We start from the raw sequence: 16,878 nt of genomic DNA, 5'->3' as shown, positions 1-16,878 counted from the left end.
ATAACGTTAGACTCATAGTTTCTCGTAATTTCCTCCAACGGTTATCGTATCGTCTGAAAAATTTTCTACACTGCTTTGTTTTTCATAAAAATGCTTAACGTTCGCGAGCATTCCTTCACGTGTATAAAAAGGATCGTCTGCTGAAAGAGGAAGCTTCACATGAACACCTTGGTTTGCAGATTTATAGATGGCTGTAATAAGTTCTAGTGTTTTTCTTCCTTCTGTTCCATCAATTAAAAGCTTCTGGTTACCCTTGATAGCCATTAAAAAATTATTTATTTGTCCTTTATGCCCTTCAAATAGTAATTCCGGATATTGATGAAAAGCTTCCTGAATACGATTTTCTAAATCCTCATCATTTTTCTCTTGAGGAAACCCATTTTCTTTAGCTATTTGAGCATTTACTTTCCATGGGACAGATACTCTAGCTTTTTCACCTTGAAAAATCAATTGTTGTTCTTCTCCATGATGAACAACAGAACTGGTTACTTGTGCTAAGCTGCCATTTCCATAGCGAAGTACAGCAATAGAAAGGTCTTCAACCTCTGCATTATCATGCAAGGTATTACTAGTTGCTGCAAAAATGTCAGTCGGCAATCCTAACATCCATTGCAACATATCAATATGATGGACAGCATGATTAAGTGTACAACCTCCACCTTCTTTTTCCCATGTACCGCGCCACCATAAATCATAATAACTATGACCACGCCACCAAAAAGAATCAACTTGAGTATGAGCGATTTTTCCAATTAGGTTTTGATCAAGGACATGTTTTAATCTCATAATGGGCGTCATAAACCTGTTTTGAGCAACAACGGATAAAAGCTTCTGGCTTTCAATAGATGCTTTTATCATTTCGTCACATTCTTTTAGAGAAGAAGCCATAGGTTTTTCTACTAAAACATGTTTGCCTGCTTTAAGAAAATCGATGGCAATGGTTGCGTGCATATAAGGAGGTGTACAAATGGAAACGGCATCAATCGTAGGATCATTCAATAATTCTTGGTAGTTAGCGACAACTCGTGCTTCCAGGTTATATTTTGTTGCTGCAGACATTGCTTTTTCAGGATAAATATCAGCTAAAGCTACAATTTTACTGATTTCAGGCATTGCAAGATAAGCCTCGATATGGGCAGTTGCAATAGATCCAGTTCCTATAATGGCGATGTTGGACATATCAATCTTTCCCTTCTGCAATAAGATAAATTTTCACTTCTAATAATGAGATAGCGCTTTCAAAAAACTGAATAATTCACCTAGCTGATAGATCAGAGTACCGTTCGTTTTATTAATATTCTAGTTATACTAGTATGGTAGCTCAAAAACATTATAACTTAATCTTTTTGAATTTTGTATAGTTTTTTGAATTTTCTTTTTAATATCCCGCACTTTTATGATTGATTATGGCTTACATAGTGGAATCATCAAGAGATGCTTACAGTGAAAGTATTCAGAAAAATGAAATGAATGTCTACCATTCTAATCTACTTGTATGGTAGTATGTTAGAGAAAGGAGATTAGAATAATGAATATTGATTTTAAAAACCAAAACCTCTCTACGAGGGAACAAGTTTACAATATGCTAAAAGATCAAATATTAAGCCTGAAGCTTCCACCTGGGACAAATATTTCTGAAAAAGAAATATCCGTTCAATTTAATGTTAGTCGAACTCCTGTAAGAGAAAGCTTTTTAAAATTATCTCAAGAAGGATTATTAAGTATCTATCCTCAACGAGGTACTTTTGTTTCTTTAATTGATTTGAACCTTGTGGAGGAAGCACGGTTTATGCGAGAACATCTCGAGAAGGCAGTGATTAGACTAGCCTGTCAGGAATTTTCGGAAGAGCTGATTAATGATTTAGATATGAATTTAAGTATGCAAAAAATTTGCGTTAAGAAAAAAGACTATAAAAAAATGTTTGAATTAGATGAGGAGTTTCATAGAACTATTTTCAAACGATGTAAAAAAGAAAAAACATGGTTAGTTATTCAACAGATGAATGTACACTTTAATAGGAGCCGCATGTTAAGGCTAGTAACAGATTATAATTGGGATAATATTCTTTCCCAACATGTGGATATATTCAAAGCTATACAAGATCAAGATGCTGATAAAGCTGAAAAAATCATGGAAGAGCATTTGAAAATTGCACTTGTTGATAAAGAATTATTGAAGAAAGAATATCCAAATTATTTTAAATAACATTAGGGGTGATGGTAGATGAGGATGACATTCAGATGGTTTGGAGAAGGAAACGATACGATCACACTGGAACAAATAAAGCAGATTCCAGGAGTGGAAGGAATTGTTTGGGCACTGCATGATGTGCCCGTAGGAGAAGAGTGGCCAATAGAAAGAATGTTAGAAATGAAAAAATTAGCTGATAAACATAACCTTCATATTGAAGTAGTTGAAAGCGTGAATGTTCATGAAGACATTAAGCTCGGACTTCCAACTAGAGATCGATACATAGAAAATTATAAGAAAACAATTCAGAAGCTAGCAAAGGTAGGTGTTAAAGTCATATGTTATAACTTTATGCCTGTCTTTGATTGGATCCGTACAGACTTAAATAAAACACTTTCTGATGGATCTACAGCTCTATTTTATGAACATAGTCGAATTAAAGATATTGATCCGAAAGAATTAGTAAATAAAATTAGTGAGAACTCCAGTTTAACCATGCCAGGTTGGGAACCAGAGCGGTTAAATCACCTCCACCAACTTTTTGAAGCCTACAAAAATATAACAGAAGATGATTTATGGGCCAACTTGAAATATTTTTTAGATCAGATTATTCCAATTGCAGAACTTCATGATATTAAAATGGCTATTCATCCTGACGATCCACCTTGGCCTGTCTTTGGTCTACCGCGAATAGTAACTAACCAAAAAAACATCAGAAAAATTTTACAACTAAATAGCAGCCCATCTCATTGTATAACGCTCTGTACAGGATCTTTAGGAGCAAATTTAGAAAATGATTTAGTTTCTATGATTCACGAATTTATTGATAGAATACCATTTACTCATATAAGAAATGTACGTGTATATGATAACGGGGACTTTGTTGAAACATCGCATCGATCAAAAGATGGATCAGTAGACGTTTCAGCCATTATACATGCTTATTATGAAAGCGGATTCAAAGGTTATTGCAGACCCGATCATGGAAGACACATTTGGGATGAACAATGCAGGCCTGGATATGGTCTTTATGATAGAGCACTTGGAATTATGTATTTGTGGGGAGCTTGGGATGCTTTAAAAAATAAACAGTCTGTACGAAAAGAAGCAAAGGAGGAAGCTACATGGTAAACATACAAGAAAATAAAAATTTAGCTGGTAAAGTAGCTGTCATAACAGGAGGAAGTGGCGTACTTTGCAGCGCCATGGCAAAGGAACTTGCTAGACATGGCGTGTCTGTGGCTATTTTAAATAGAACAGTCGAAAAGGGCGAAAAGGTAGCCGAAGAAATTAACCTTATGGGTGGGAAAGCGATTGCGATTAAATGTGATGTTCTGAATAAAGATAGTGTGGAACAAGCCGAGAAGATTGTAACAGAGGAATTAGGCAATTGTACAATATTGATAAATGGAGCTGGTGGTAACCACTCCAGTGCAAATACAACCAACGAAATATTTCAAACAGAAGATCTTACTAATCCTAAGGTAAATACTTTTTTTCATTTAAGTACAGATAGTGTACAAAATGTATTTGATTTAAATTTTATGGGGACGTTCATTCCTACACAAGTTTTCACTAAACATATGGTTCATCAAAAGGGAGCAGTTGTCATCAACATGTCATCTATGAGTGCCCCTTCTCCAATGACCAAAGTGCCTGCTTACAGCGCGGCAAAAGCAGCAATTGAAAATTTCACCAAATGGTTAGCTGTTCATATGGCTGAGGCAGGAATTAGAGTAAATGCCATTGCACCGGGCTTCTTTTTAACCTCACAAAATAAAAACCTTCTCCTAAATGAAGAAGGAGATTATACAGAGAGGTCTCATAAGATTATTTCGAACACACCAATGAGAAGGTTTGGTACGCCAGAAGATCTTCTTGGTACCCTATTATGGCTTGTTGATGATCATATGTCAGCATTTGTTACCGGCGTGACAATTCCTGTTGATGGAGGTTTTATGGCGTATTCAGGTGTTTAATATTTTTATTTTTTTCCTTGTCATACATCTTTATTTTATATGTTTTTTTAAATTTATAAGTAGGCTTGGAAAGGAGAAATAAGAATGCAGACTGAGAACAGGAAACTAACACTCAAAAATTATATTGGTTATGGAACAATGGATTTATTTGGAGGGGGAGCATTCGCTATAATAGGCGCATGGATGTTATATTTTTTCATTACATACTGCGGTCTTACCCCTGTTGAAGCAGGATCTATTATTGCAATTGCTCGTATTATTGATGCGATAGCAAGCCCAATTATGGGCCATATCACTGATAATTTCGGTCGTACAAAACTTGGGAAAAAATTTGGAAGACGCAGGTTCTTTTTGCTAGTTGGAAGCCCTTTGATGATTATTTATTCCCTTCTTTGGATTTCTGATATGAATTACTGGTACTATTTAACGGTTTATATTTTGTTAGAATTCCTTGCAGCAATGGTATTAATTCCATTTGAAACTCTTGGAGCTGAAATGACGAATGATTTTAATGCACGGACCAAGCTCTCAACAATAAGATTAATCTATTCAGGACTAGGAACATTTTTAGCTACCTTTATTCCAGGCAGATTATTCGAAATATTCGGAAAAGATTCACCTCAAGTTTTTCTTTACAATGGGATTATCTTCACCTTTATTTTTATGGCTGCATTATTAATTACACATAGAACAACATGGGAACGTAAAATAGAAGAAGACATGATAGAACCTGATGGTGTAGAAAAAGTACCTGCTATAGAATCCATCAAAAAAGTCATCATTGACTTAACATCTACTTTTAGAATAAGAAGTTTCCGTCAGCACCTCACGATGTATATTTGTTCGTTTACGGCCATGGATATTTTAAACGCTGTCTTTGTCTACTTTGTTGTGTTTTCTTTAAATAAAGATGCAGTGCTGGCAGCCGATTTATTATCTATTGGTTCATTACTTCAAATGGTATGTACAATATTGTTTGGTTGGCTCGTGATTAAAATAGGTCCTGCGCCATCTTTGAAAATATCTTATATTGCGATTATTACATGTATCAGCGGTTATATATTTTTATACTTCACACAACCAGCTTATATGATTATAGCGCTGTATGCTTTCTCTGTTATCTTAGGCATCGGAAAGAGTGGGTTATATTATATACCATGGAATATTTACACTTTCATTCCTGATGTAGATGAAATGGTCACTCGTAAAAGAAGAGAAGGAATATTTGCAGGTATTATGACGTTTACACGCAAAAGTACTACAGCTTTAGCCACATTTTTGGTAGGAGTTATTTTACAGGAAAGTGGATTTGTTGCAAGTGCGACGACACAGTCTACGACAGCAATAAATGGGATTGTAGGTATTCTGTTTTTCGGAACTGTAGGGCTAGTCGGGATTAGTTTAGTTATTTCATTTAAATTTAAATTATCTAAGAAAACTCATTCCATTATGATTAATGAAATTAATAGGTTAAAGAATAATGGTTCAATGGAACAGGCTGATGATGAAACAAGAAGTGTTTTGAAAGCGCTAACAGGATGGGATTACGAGAAGCTTTGGGGTAATAATAACGTAGGATATCAGAATAAGCGCCAACATTTTGAACAACAAGATTTTAAACAGGATATGAACTAACTTTTGTTGTTAGTTGCACTTCAAAAAAAACACCTTCAGATTGATATCAGAGGTGTTTTTAAATATCTTACATTTAGTGTTTTTATATTTTAAAACCGGATCTCATCATCTCCATGGATTTGCAGCTTCAGTGGCTCACTTTGTGCCTGATGCTTTTTCACATAGCGGTGATAGACAATATACCCAATGATCATGAGCGGTACACCGACATATAGCCCGATGCGCTGCTCTTGATCAAAGGCAAGACTGACCAATACGATGGTATTCAGTGTGATCGCAATGATTGGCAGCACCGGATAAAGAGGCGTTTTAAATTTTAAGTTTTCCAGCTTTCCGCCTGCTTTCAAGTATTTTCTACGGAAAAGCAGCTGTGATAATGTAATCGTGATCCAGCCTGTCTGGGCACTCATGCCGGCAATGGACACGATCCAGGCAAATACCGTTTTCTCTGCAAAAAACCCGGATAACAGCGAAATCCCTGTAAACAGGAACGTGAGCAGTAAGGCATTCATCGGAATACCGCGCTGATTGACGCGTCTAAACGCTTTTCCTGCCATTCCTTCCTTCGATAAGGAATACAGCATTCTCGTTGATGCATACAAGCCAGAGTTCGCAACAGATAATAAAGCAATGATAATGACAAAGTTCATGATGTCTGCCGCAAAAGGAATGCCCGTTCTCTCAAACACAGTAACAAATGGGCTTTGCAGCACACTAGCTTCCTTCCAAGGCACCATACCCGCTAAGACGAAAATCGATAAGACGAAAAAGACGAGTGTACGCCATACGGTCTGATGAATCGAGCGGGGAACGGTTTTCTCAGGGTTTTCACTTTCACCTGCCGCAATCCCGATCAGCTCTGTTCCTTGAAACGAAAAATTTACTGTTATCATCGTAACCACAACAGCGAGCAGGCCATTTGGAAACAGCCCGTCACTCACAAAATGGCTGAAGTATGGGGCGGGTTCACCGCTTGTTGTTTCAATAAACCCAAACATCGCCGCTCCACCTACGCCAATAAAGAGTAAAATCGCAATAATCTTAATGGTGGAAAAGAAAAACTCCGACTCCCCGAACGCTTTCGCTGACCGGGCATTTAATAAGAAAAGACAGAGTCCGAATATGAGACACCAAATCCACACATCCACTTGCGGGAGCCAGCGCCTCATCAGCTGCCCTGCTGATAAGAACTCAAGGGCGACCGTTGCTGCCCAGCCGAGCCAATAAATCCAGCCGACAGCAAAACCCGCTGCCGGGCTGACAAATTTCGTCGCATACGTATGAAACGACCCCGACACAGGAAGTGCAACCGACAGCTCACCAAGACACAGCATGGTTAAATACATGATCAATCCGCCCACAATATATGAAAGAACAGCTCCGACTGGCCCTGCTTGTCCAATCGTATAGCCCGTTCCTAAGAAAAAGCCTGTCCCAATGACACCGCCAAGTGAAATCATAAATAAATGGCGGGAGGTCATCGCCCTTTTCAATTGTTCAGGCTGATTTTGTCCAACATCCACAATGATGCCCTCCTTCTTCTAAGATGCTCTGTTATCAAAACATGTCTCCATGTGATTCATTCCATTTTCAAAACAACCTACTAATTATACATCTTTTATAATAAATATGCTTCCTTCTATGGTCACTGTCTCAAAGTCTTTATTTTAGTAATGTTCGCACAACTATGTGGTGGATCTGGTCATTTGATAGGATGCGATATATCTAAAATATTGCACAAAAAAACCAGCTTGAAACTTTATCGTTGCACACTGGTTTCGTTTCATTCTTTTCAAGTCTCATTTTAGACAGTTCTTATGATCACTTTAGTCACAAGTCATTCTGCTTTTAACAAACACACTTTGATAAATTCATCTATTTTCTGAAAGCAGCGATTTTTAGATTCAGCGTGAAAGGCCGCAGAATATGAATTGGCGAATCCATGCTCACCCTCTACTATTGTCACGCAAAGCTTTTCCTTTTTCTCCAAAACACTCGCAATCTCCCTTGGATGAAAGGATGCTTCGATCTCCGGGAAAAATAACAGCGTTTTGCAGGCGGGCACAAGATCGACGTCATCTCTGATCCTTGAACCATAAAATCCAATAACTCCTCTAAACAGCTGATCATTTTGGCTGCATCGCCAGGCAATTGTTGCCCCCACACTAAAACCTAGCAGAAATATGTCTATCGCGGCATTCTTCGTTTTTAACTCTTTTGCCAGATTCAGTACACTCTTTACCGGCTTATCAAAACCAACTTTATTCATAAAGTAGTCGTAAGCCTCATTTTCACTGACATAAGGGAAGTGCTTCGCCTGTCCCAATAAATGAGGACAATAAACCTCAAAACCAGCTGTGTCGAAATAATGGATCATACTCTTCATATGATCATTTATTCCGTATATTTCGTGTATTAAGATCATGACAGGTTTTTGTTTCGATGTATGCAAATGTTCACACTTCCCTTTTGTTTCTTAGAAGTCAATTGAATCGATTGGAAAATTTCGTTGGGATGATCATTGCATATTTTACCCGAATCGTTTATCTAACGTTCCTCCAATCAAATCATCTTAATCATCTTGAACTTGTGATTGGTTTTATTCACCTTTTAACTTGGGTATAGTTCTATCGTTTGTCCGTTCGACCGTTTGAGGGCATAAAGTTGGTGAGATTCGCTCAAGCTAGTTTCAAATGCTTTACTTTTAGGTTGCTTCTCTGTAAGATCATATGTTGTAAATACCAACAAGAAAAGTGGGGAATAAAATGAAAAAAATGTTCTTTGCCATTATTTTAGGCGTTTGTGTTGCATTGATCACGGCATGTGGATCTGGTGCAAGCGACAACGCGAATAAACAATCTGGGTCTAAGGAATCAGGAGACCTTTGGAAATCCATTCAGGATAAAGGTGTATTAACCATCGGAACAGAGGGAACTTATGCTCCTTTCACCTTCCATGACAAAAAGACAGATAAATTAACTGGCTACGATGTAGAAGTCATCACAGAAGTAGCAAAACGTCTTGACTTAAAACCTGAATTCAAAGAAACACAATGGGACAGTATGTTTGCTGGACTGAATGCAAAACGTTTTGACGTGGTAGCAAACCAAGTTGGGAAAACTGGACGTGAAAATCAATATGATTTCTCTGATAAATACACGACATCTCAAGCTATTGTTGTGACAAAATCAGATAACAACGACATCAAGAAACTATCTGATGTCAAAGGCAAAAAAGCAGCACAATCGTTAACAAGTAACTACAATAAATTAGCAACAGATGCTGGCGCTAAGATTGAAGGCGTTGAAGGTCTTGCACAATCCATTCAATTGATTCAGCAAGGACGTGCTGATCTAACGTTCAATGACAAATTGGCTGTATTGAATTACTTGAAAACAAGCGGTAACAAAAACCTAAAAGTTGCATTTGAAACAGGAGATCCTCAAGAAACGTATTTCGCATTCAGAAAAGGCAGCGGCGAAGTCGTTGACAAAGTGAATGGCGCATTAAAAGAAATGAAGAAAGACGGTACACTTGCTAAGATTTCTAAGAAATGGTTTGGTGAAGATGTTACAAAATAATATCCTAGGAGTCGTCATTCCTTGGGATCTTCTTCAGCAATCTTTTTGGCCAATGGTGATGCAGGGGATTTATTATACAATTCCCCTCGCCATCATTGCCTTTATTATTGGTATTTTTATCGCGCTTGTGACAGCTCTTGCTAGAATGTCTAAGATTAAAGCCCTCAGATGGATTTTCTCCATCTATGTGTCGGCCGTTCGCGGAACGCCGCTTTTTGTGCAATTGTTTATTATTTTCTATTTCTTTCCGACATTTAATATCACACTTGATCCATATCCAAGTGCCATTATTGCTTTTTCTTTAAACGTAGGTGCGTATGCGTCTGAAATTATCCGTGCATCTGTCCTGTCTGTTCCAAAAGGACAATGGGAAGCTGGTTATTCAATCGGAATGACGCATCGCAAAACGCTCGTCCGCGTGATTTTACCGCAGGCTGTGCGTGTATCGATTCCACCGCTCTCTAATTCATTTATTAGTTTAGTGAAGGATACATCCCTTGCCTCCCAAATTCTCGTGGCAGAGATGTTCCGTAAATCACAGGAAATTGCTGCGGCGAACTTGGATCAAATCTTGTTTATTTATATGGAAGCAGCCCTCATCTATTGGGTATTCTGCTTCATTCTATCGCTCGTTCAGCATCAAATTGAAAAACGACTTGATCGATATGTCGCAAGGTAAGGAGGGAACGACATGCTAACAGTCAAAGGTCTCAAGAAATCCTTTGGTGAAAACGAAATTTTAAAGTCGATTGATTTTTCGATCAACAAAGGGCAGGTTGTGGCCATTCTCGGTCCATCTGGTTCAGGAAAAACAACGATGCTTCGCTGTTTAAATGCACTTGAAATACCAAATGGCGGCTCCTTTACCTTCGATGATTTCTCGATTGATTTTTCGAAAAAAAATAAATCAGCTGATCTCCTGAAGTTACGCCGGAAATCAGGAATGGTGTTTCAGGATTATCACCTGTTTCCTCACCGTACAGTGCTTGAAAATGTGATGGAAGGTCCTGTTCAGGTGCAGCGCCGTCCAAAGGAAACGGTTCGAAAGGAAGCCATTCGGCTCTTGCAAAAGGTCGGTCTGGAAGATAAAAAGGATCTGTATCCATTCCAGCTCTCAGGCGGTCAAAAGCAGCGTGTCGGGATTGCCCGTGCACTTGCCATTCAGCCAGAGCTCATGCTTTTTGATGAACCAACCTCTGCGCTTGACCCTGAGCTTGTCGGGGAAGTCTTAAAGGTCATGAAGGATCTAGCGAAGGAAGGCTGGACCATGGCAGTTGTCACACATGAAATTAAGTTTGCCCAAGAAGTAGCAGACGAAGTGATTTTTATTGATGGCGGCGTCATCGTCGAACAAGGTCCCCCGGAAGAAATCTTCAAACGACCAAAGGAAGAACGAACAAAACAATTCTTAAACCGGATATTAAATCCAGTATGATGAAAAAAGGCTGTTCTCACGTGGTGAGGACAGCCTTTTTTTATATCTCTTTTTGCAGGCGAAGTGCCAGTAAATCTTGCAGGAGCAGTCTCGCTCCCTCTGGACTGATAACCAGCCCGCCGGATAGCACCTTATTGGAACACGTCACTTGTCCTGTTACGATGCAAGGTTTGTCCTGCCAATACGGCTTCATCACAATTTGGTCTTCTTCTCGATAAATCTCCATAAAATCTTGCGGATGAATGTTCAACCGTTTTCTCATCTCTGTCGGCAGGACGATTCTTCCAAATTTATCTATATATTTAACATAATCGTTATTTAACAAATTGCCCCCTCCTGCATCTCTAGATATGATATAAAAGATTCCCTCTTTATGAAGGGATTAAGCGATCAAATCGGTTAATCTGCAGGCTGTTCCAGTGACTAAATACGCTTCCCATATATGATATATCTGTTTGGTGCAGGACCAATATAGGAAAAAGGGTAACATGTGGTGAGGACAAGTTCTTCCTTTTCCTGTTGTAAAGTAATAATTGTTTGATCATCTTTCTTCACTATCTTTGTTTTCTCGATTTCATAGACAAAACGTCCATATGAAAGCTCAATAATCAATTGATCTCCCTTCACAAGTTCTCCTGTTCGTCTAAACACCGTATCACGATGCCCTGATAGAACGATTTGTCCGTGCTCGTTTGGAAAATAACTGTCATGAAAGTGACCAACGTCTTTTGCTAAATCATCTGCTTCTGTTCCTTCTACAATCGGTAACTCAGCTTTTAGCTTTGGGATGTGCAAAAGCCCAATCGCTTCACCAGTCTGCGGCGCAAAAGGGGAATCTGTTTGCCCCTTTTGCTGAATGGCTGCTTGTGCAGACTGAAATGACTGATCTACTTCTTTTTGTCCATCAACGATATTCAAATATCCTACAATCGCAAGACAAAGCCCTGCTATGATCATTATCGCTGAGATGAATTTTTGAAACATGACTGGTTATCCGTTTCTTTTTCTTCTATTCCAAAAAATCAGGGCTGCACCTATTAATACGAGTGCAAATCCTGCTAGTAAAAGGTTGTACATCGCAGTTGCAGTATTCGGAAGATGATGTCCAGGTGTATCCTGTTGTGGATCAGAAGGTTGATCTGGATTTGCTGGCACTTCTGGCACATTCGGTGGTTCTACTGTCGTTAAGTTTTCAGGTTTGTCTGGTTCATCTACATTCTCACCCTTCACGACTCCAATATTTTGAATGGTTTTACCTTCAGATCCTTTGACAGCCTTCGCCTCAAACGTTACGGTATGCCAATCGTTATCTTTGATATCGCCAAATTGACCAATTACTTTGCCTTTTGTGTAATCTCCGTTGTCGTCATCTTTTGCATCTGTAACAGCTTGTCCATCTACTTTTAATGACCCTTCGACATATTGAAGACCTTCTGGCAGTTCATCGGAAATCACGAGATTGTTGACGATGCTGTCTTCTTCAAGATTCTTTGTTTTGATTGTATACAGAAGGGTATCGCCTACCTGTGGTGTCTTTTTATCTGTGTTGCCCTCTGCCTTCTTTTGAATGTCCGCTGATTTTTCTGATGTTAGTTTTGGGTCACGAGGGTAAATTTTTGTTTCTGTTGTTGGCTCTTCTGGCGGTGTGTTTTCGCCTGTGACGCTGGCTGTGTTTTGAATGTCTTGACCAGCCTGTCCCTTTTCAACTGTTACTTCAAACGTCACCGTGTGCCAGTCCGTATCCTTCACATCACCAAAAGAACCTGTAACCTTTCCATCTGTGTAGTCTCCGCTATCATCGTCTTTTACATCCGTGACAGATTCTCCATCAACCTGAAGAGATCCCGTGACATACTTCAGTCCTTTTGGTAATTGATCTGAAATCACTAAATCTTTAATCAAACTGTCTTCTTTCGTATTCTTTGTTTTAATCGTATAAAGAAGGGTATCACCTACTTCTGGGTGTTTCTCATCTTTGTTACCTTCTGCTTTTTTTTGCAAGACCGCTGATTTTTCTGATTCAAGCTTTGGATCACGCGGATAGATTTCTGTTTTTGTTGTCGGCTTATCCGGCGGTGTGTTGCCGCCTGTGACATTGGCTGTATTTTGAATGTCTTTACCAGATTGTCCTTTTTCAACCGTCACTTCAAACGTCACCGTATGCCAATCTGTATCCTTAATGTCGCCAAATTGTCCTGAAACGGTTCCGTTTGTAAAGTCTCCGTTATCGTCATCCTTTGCGTCTGTGACTGTATCTCCATCCACCTGTAGTGAATTCGGTACATACGCCAATCCTTCCGGCAGTTCATCTGAGATCACTAAGTTTTCAACGAGACTGTCTTCTTTCGTATTCTTTGTTTTAATTGTATAAAGAAGAGTGTCACCAACCTCTGGATGCTTCTCATCTGTGTTACCTTCTGCTTTTTTCTGCAAGACGGCTGATTTTTCAGAGGTCAGCTTCGGGTCACGCGGATAAATTTCTACATTCGTTGTCGGTTCATCTGGCGGTGTGTTGCCGCTTGTGACATTGGCTGTATTTTGAATGTCTTTGCCTGCCTGCCCTTTGTTAATCGTCACTTCGAACGTCACTGTATGCCATTTCGCATCTTTCACTTCACCGAACGTTCCAATGACAGTTCCGTCTGTCATATCACCGTTGTCATCATCTTTTGTATCTGTGACTGGATTTCCATCTATCTGTAGAGAATTTGGTACATATGATAACCCTTGAGGTAACTTGTCAGAAATCACAAGATCTTCAATGACGCTGTCTTCAACAGCATTACGGGCTTGAATGGTATACAGTAATGTGTCGCCTACTTCTGGATGCTTCTCATCTGTGTTACCTTCGGCTTTTTTCTGTAAGACGGCTGATTTTTCTGATTCAAGCTTTGGGTCACGCGGGTAAATTTCTATGTTTGTTGTTGGTTTGTCCGGTGGTGTGTTTTCCCCTTTGACATTCGCGGTATTTTGAATATCTTTGCCTGCCTGACCTTTGCCTACCGTCGCTTCAAATGTCACTGTGTGCCAATCGGTATCTTTCACGTCACCTATTTGACCTGAAACAGTGCCGTTTGTATAATCACCTTTGTCTTGATCTTTTGCATCTGTTACGCTTGTTCCATCCACCTTAAGCGACCCTGAAACATACGTTAAGCTGCTTGGCAGGTTATCAGATATGATCAGATTTTTGACAATACCATATTGCACAGTATTTTTTGTTTTAATTGTATAAAGTAACGTGTCGCCTACTTCTGGATGCTTCTCATCTGTGTTACCCTCTGCTTTTTTCTGTAAGACAACTGATTTTTCAGATTCAAGCTCTGGAGGATATGGATCAAATTCTGGCTTTACTCGTGATGCTAAGTCGTAAGATAATGAATCACCTACAGTGCCCATATATGTTGTACTTAATGTTTTCGCATCAAGTGTAAAAAGAGTTGAATGACCAATGGATTCATTTAACCCTGACTGTAATAGCATTTGTCCATTTGGCAAAAAGCTAATCCCCCGAACGCCTCCTTCAATCGTTTTACCATCCGCATTTTTAATCGGAATGACACGAATGACCTCTGCTGTATCAGGGTTCATTTGCGCAATGGCTCCACTGCCATTTGATGCGAACCAAAGATAGCCGTCCTTATCAACGACAAGATCTCCGCCAACGCCAGAGCCAATGTCATAGCCTACAATTTTTTTGGCCGTTTTTTTCTTCGTAACTAAATCGTATGTTCCAAGGAAATACTCACCATTAGAAGCGTAAGAATATATATATTTATCTTGATACACAACGGCATTAGAAGCACCTTCTGGTAATTGGGCTACACTCTCTGCTTGTCCTGATGTCGCATTTATTTTATATAGAGTAGGGGTAGTGCTATTCGCAAATGCATACACAACATTTTCTCGATCACTTACAGCAACACCATTCACTGCACCTATATCGATTCCCTTCACCTGTACACTAGCTTTTACATTTGTTGGATTATTTCCATCAAGCTGCTGAAGAACTAGCGGTCTACTCCCAATAATATATGAATCCGTGTTATTGACAACCACCGTCCCAGCGGCTTTCGTAACAGCTGGTGAGACCGTTAATAAATTTCCAACGATCAGCACCAATATAAGAAATAATTGACTCGTTCTTTTCAATATATTCATTCTTTGACCTCCTCTTTTCCCTGCTTCATATCATAAAGGTATGTACCAGTTCACCTCCCACACTTTGGTAAAGAATATCAGTAACTTTCGAAATGCCTCAACATGACTAAATGACTATTTTCGACAAAAATAGACTTTTAGAACTATACACCTCTCGTCATTTGATCTGTCTATGTTTTTTCCAAAAAAATAGCCTTTTTTCATCTTAAATCCCCTCATATATCTATCTTTATAAACAGGTCTTATGATGTGAATTACATACAATCCTTTCTATTTAAAGATAAATATTCTTTAATTGGGTGTAGATTATTTTTTTGGCAAAATATATTGAATTATTTTCTTTTTTTCTTAAAGATAGGAAATTAATGGCTTGGTTTGTCAAAAAAAACAATCCGAAAGTCATACTGCTTGTTTTGCCGTTTTGACCTTTACAATTCGAAAAAATTATTTTTGAAGTAAGCGATTACAATTAGGCTAAGCCATTTAAAGGGGTGTGAGAGTATGTTACGATGGAAATCGAGTGTTTAAGAAAGAAGGGAATGCTTTTGAAGCGGGAACATCTTTTACGTTGGTTTTTTTATTTTGTTGGATTGATCGTACTAGCTTTTGGACTATCGCTGACAGTGAAAGGGAAGATCCTTGGGATTGGTCCTTGGGACGCTTTCCACTACGGACTGTTTCAGCATTTTGGACTCACAATTGGACAATGGTCCATTATTATTGGTGCACTTATTGTGACACTGACTTCTATTTTTACGAAATCATTTCCAAAGATCGGCGCTTTACTGAATATGGTGCTGATTGGCGTGTTTATTGATTTCTTTAATGCGATATTACCTGCGCCGCACGGATATTTACCGGCCTTATATGTATTTATTACAGGTGTTGTTGTTTCTGGATATGGCGTTGGCATTTATGTTTCAGCTAATCTTGGCGCTGGGCCACGGGACTCATTAATGCTGCTCATCTCAGCAAAAACGGGACTGAACGTACAGTGGGTTCGAAATGGCATTGAGTTAACAGTGCTTTTATTTGCATGGATGCTCGGTGGACCGATTGGCATTGGAACGATTTTGACTGCGATCTTCACAGGTCTTGTCCTTCGTTTCTCCTTGCCTCAATCAACACGGCTTCTGGAGCTGCTCATTACTAAAACAGCCGAAAAACCTGTTCAAACCCTGACTAGATGAGAACAAGCCATTCTATAATTAGAATGGCTTTTCTTGTGCTAAAATAAATAAACAGAATATTCACACACAGGAGATGAGACCTATGCAGCTTTTCCACTATCATTACTGGACACCATTTGTTGAAGAGACAGAGCAAGCATATCGTTCGCTAGGCTTTGAGGTAAAAGGTCGTTTCACAAAAAGTGGCTCCTTTCATCCCCCGCTCACTTGGGAAGATTTTAGAGAAGAGCAGCCGACCTTTCGAATCATCGAAATGAGAAAAGGCCAGATCAATATCACTTTTGGCTGTAGCAAAAAAGTCCTTTTTGATCACATCGGCTTTCTTGTCTCAGACGAAGAATATGATCAGCTGCTTGCACAAGCTAAAGAACTAAACTGGCCAATCCAAGCTGGGGAACGGAGAACGTTTCTTTCGACACCTCTTCGTTTAAGGCTTGAGTTACAGCGGCGTACAGATGTCATTGAAACGGGAAACGATGCGCTGCACGCTATGACAATTGCTGTTCCTGATTTGTCACAGACAACTAAAGTGGATCAGCTGCTATCACCTTTGCATCAGCCCATTCACTGGCAAAAAGGTGAACAGCTTTCCCTGCTTAACGTGGTCATGACAGATGATGATGGAGTTGATACAACTGATCCGAATGGTGTTCACATCGTGAAACAGACGTAAAGCAGCGAGGCTCGCTGCCTCTTTACGTTAATG

Annotated in this window: 15 protein-coding genes; 9 read left to right on the top strand and 6 right to left on the bottom strand. The window is 39.2% G+C overall.

What is annotated here, in order from left to right; all coding sequences use genetic code 11:
• Positions 1-12: 12 nt before the first annotated feature.
• The gene (locus ASE42_RS00805; protein WP_025093649.1) at positions 13-1,179 is read right to left on the bottom strand and encodes a Gfo/Idh/MocA family protein; all 1,167 of its coding nucleotides are present in this window, start codon (positions 1,177-1,179) and stop codon (positions 13-15) included.
• Between the two features lie 349 nt (positions 1,180-1,528).
• Between ASE42_RS00805 and ASE42_RS00800 the strand changes: the two genes are divergently transcribed.
• The 4 genes from ASE42_RS00800 to ASE42_RS00785 all read left to right on the top strand — a co-directional run bounded on the left by ASE42_RS00800 (position 1,529) and on the right by ASE42_RS00785 (position 5,805).
• On the top strand, positions 1,529-2,206 hold the full coding sequence (locus ASE42_RS00800; protein ID WP_024427298.1) for a GntR family transcriptional regulator: 678 nt from the start codon (positions 1,529-1,531) through the stop codon (positions 2,204-2,206).
• 18 nt (positions 2,207-2,224) lie between these two features.
• A complete protein-coding gene (gene uxuA, locus ASE42_RS00795) occupies positions 2,225-3,322 on the top strand; it encodes a mannonate dehydratase (protein ID WP_034622951.1) in 1,098 nt (365 codons plus the stop codon).
• Complete coding sequence (locus tag ASE42_RS00790) at positions 3,316-4,170, top strand: SDR family oxidoreductase (RefSeq protein WP_034622954.1); 855 nt, start codon at positions 3,316-3,318, stop codon at positions 4,168-4,170. Before uxuA ends, ASE42_RS00790 begins: the two co-directional genes overlap by 7 nt.
• Before the next feature lie 84 nt (positions 4,171-4,254).
• Positions 4,255-5,805, top strand: coding sequence for an MFS transporter (locus ASE42_RS00785; RefSeq protein ID WP_024427295.1), 1,551 nt, complete (start codon positions 4,255-4,257; stop codon positions 5,803-5,805).
• 89 nt (positions 5,806-5,894) lie between these two features.
• On the opposite strand, the gene ASE42_RS00780 is transcribed toward ASE42_RS00785, so the two are convergent.
• Both ASE42_RS00780 and ASE42_RS00775 read right to left on the bottom strand, forming a co-directional pair.
• Positions 5,895-7,328, bottom strand: a complete 1,434-nt coding sequence (locus ASE42_RS00780; protein WP_024424283.1) for an amino acid permease — start codon at positions 7,326-7,328, stop codon at positions 5,895-5,897.
• A gap of 314 nt (positions 7,329-7,642) precedes the next feature.
• On the bottom strand, positions 7,643-8,257 hold the full coding sequence (locus tag ASE42_RS00775; RefSeq protein WP_056765118.1) for a dienelactone hydrolase family protein: 615 nt from the start codon (positions 8,255-8,257) through the stop codon (positions 7,643-7,645).
• Positions 8,258-8,570: 313 nt separating this feature from the next.
• Here ASE42_RS00775 and tcyA point away from each other — a divergent pair, with 313 nt between their 5' ends.
• From tcyA to ASE42_RS00760, 3 genes are read left to right on the top strand one after another with little or no spacing between them, the layout of a single operon-like run.
• On the top strand, positions 8,571-9,386 hold the full coding sequence (gene tcyA / locus ASE42_RS00770) for a cystine ABC transporter substrate-binding lipoprotein TcyA (protein ID WP_024424285.1): 816 nt from the start codon (positions 8,571-8,573) through the stop codon (positions 9,384-9,386).
• Positions 9,373-10,065: an amino acid ABC transporter permease gene (locus ASE42_RS00765; protein WP_024424286.1), complete on the top strand. Its 693-nt coding sequence runs from the start codon at positions 9,373-9,375 to the stop codon at positions 10,063-10,065. The genes tcyA and ASE42_RS00765 overlap by 14 nt, the downstream gene beginning before the upstream one ends.
• 12 nt (positions 10,066-10,077) lie before the next feature.
• Positions 10,078-10,821, top strand: a complete 744-nt coding sequence (locus tag ASE42_RS00760) for an amino acid ABC transporter ATP-binding protein (RefSeq protein WP_024427293.1) — start codon at positions 10,078-10,080, stop codon at positions 10,819-10,821.
• A gap of 40 nt (positions 10,822-10,861) precedes the next feature.
• Here ASE42_RS00760 and ASE42_RS00755 read toward each other — a convergent pair whose 3' ends face one another.
• The 3 genes from ASE42_RS00755 to ASE42_RS00745 form a co-directional block, all read right to left on the bottom strand.
• Positions 10,862-11,146 (bottom strand): AbrB/MazE/SpoVT family DNA-binding domain-containing protein, encoded by a 285-nt coding sequence (locus ASE42_RS00755; RefSeq protein WP_024427292.1) that lies wholly within the window; start codon positions 11,144-11,146, stop codon positions 10,862-10,864.
• Between the two features lie 98 nt (positions 11,147-11,244).
• Positions 11,245-11,805, bottom strand: coding sequence for a class D sortase (locus tag ASE42_RS00750; protein WP_056765115.1), 561 nt, complete (start codon positions 11,803-11,805; stop codon positions 11,245-11,247).
• 6 nt (positions 11,806-11,811) lie between these two features.
• A complete protein-coding gene (locus ASE42_RS00745) occupies positions 11,812-14,982 on the bottom strand; it encodes an isopeptide-forming domain-containing fimbrial protein (protein WP_056765110.1) in 3,171 nt (1,056 codons plus the stop codon).
• A 545-nt stretch (positions 14,983-15,527) separates the two neighbouring features.
• Between ASE42_RS00745 and ASE42_RS00740 the strand changes: the two genes are divergently transcribed.
• Both ASE42_RS00740 and ASE42_RS00735 read left to right on the top strand, forming a co-directional pair.
• Positions 15,528-16,172 carry a YczE/YyaS/YitT family protein gene (locus ASE42_RS00740; RefSeq protein WP_024427289.1) on the top strand — a complete coding sequence of 215 codons (645 nt, stop codon included), beginning with the start codon at positions 15,528-15,530 and terminating at the stop codon, positions 16,170-16,172.
• Between the two features lie 82 nt (positions 16,173-16,254).
• Positions 16,255-16,845, top strand: a complete 591-nt coding sequence (locus tag ASE42_RS00735; RefSeq protein WP_056765107.1) for a hypothetical protein — start codon at positions 16,255-16,257, stop codon at positions 16,843-16,845.
• Positions 16,846-16,878: the final 33 nt, after the last annotated feature.

It is taken from the genome of Bacillus sp. Root920, from assembly GCF_001429445.1.
GTDB classification, from domain to species: Bacteria; Bacillota; Bacilli; order Bacillales; family Bacillaceae; genus Bacillus; species Bacillus safensis.
Note: the sequence above shows the minus strand (reverse complement) of the source record. Positions and strands in the feature narration are given on the sequence as shown.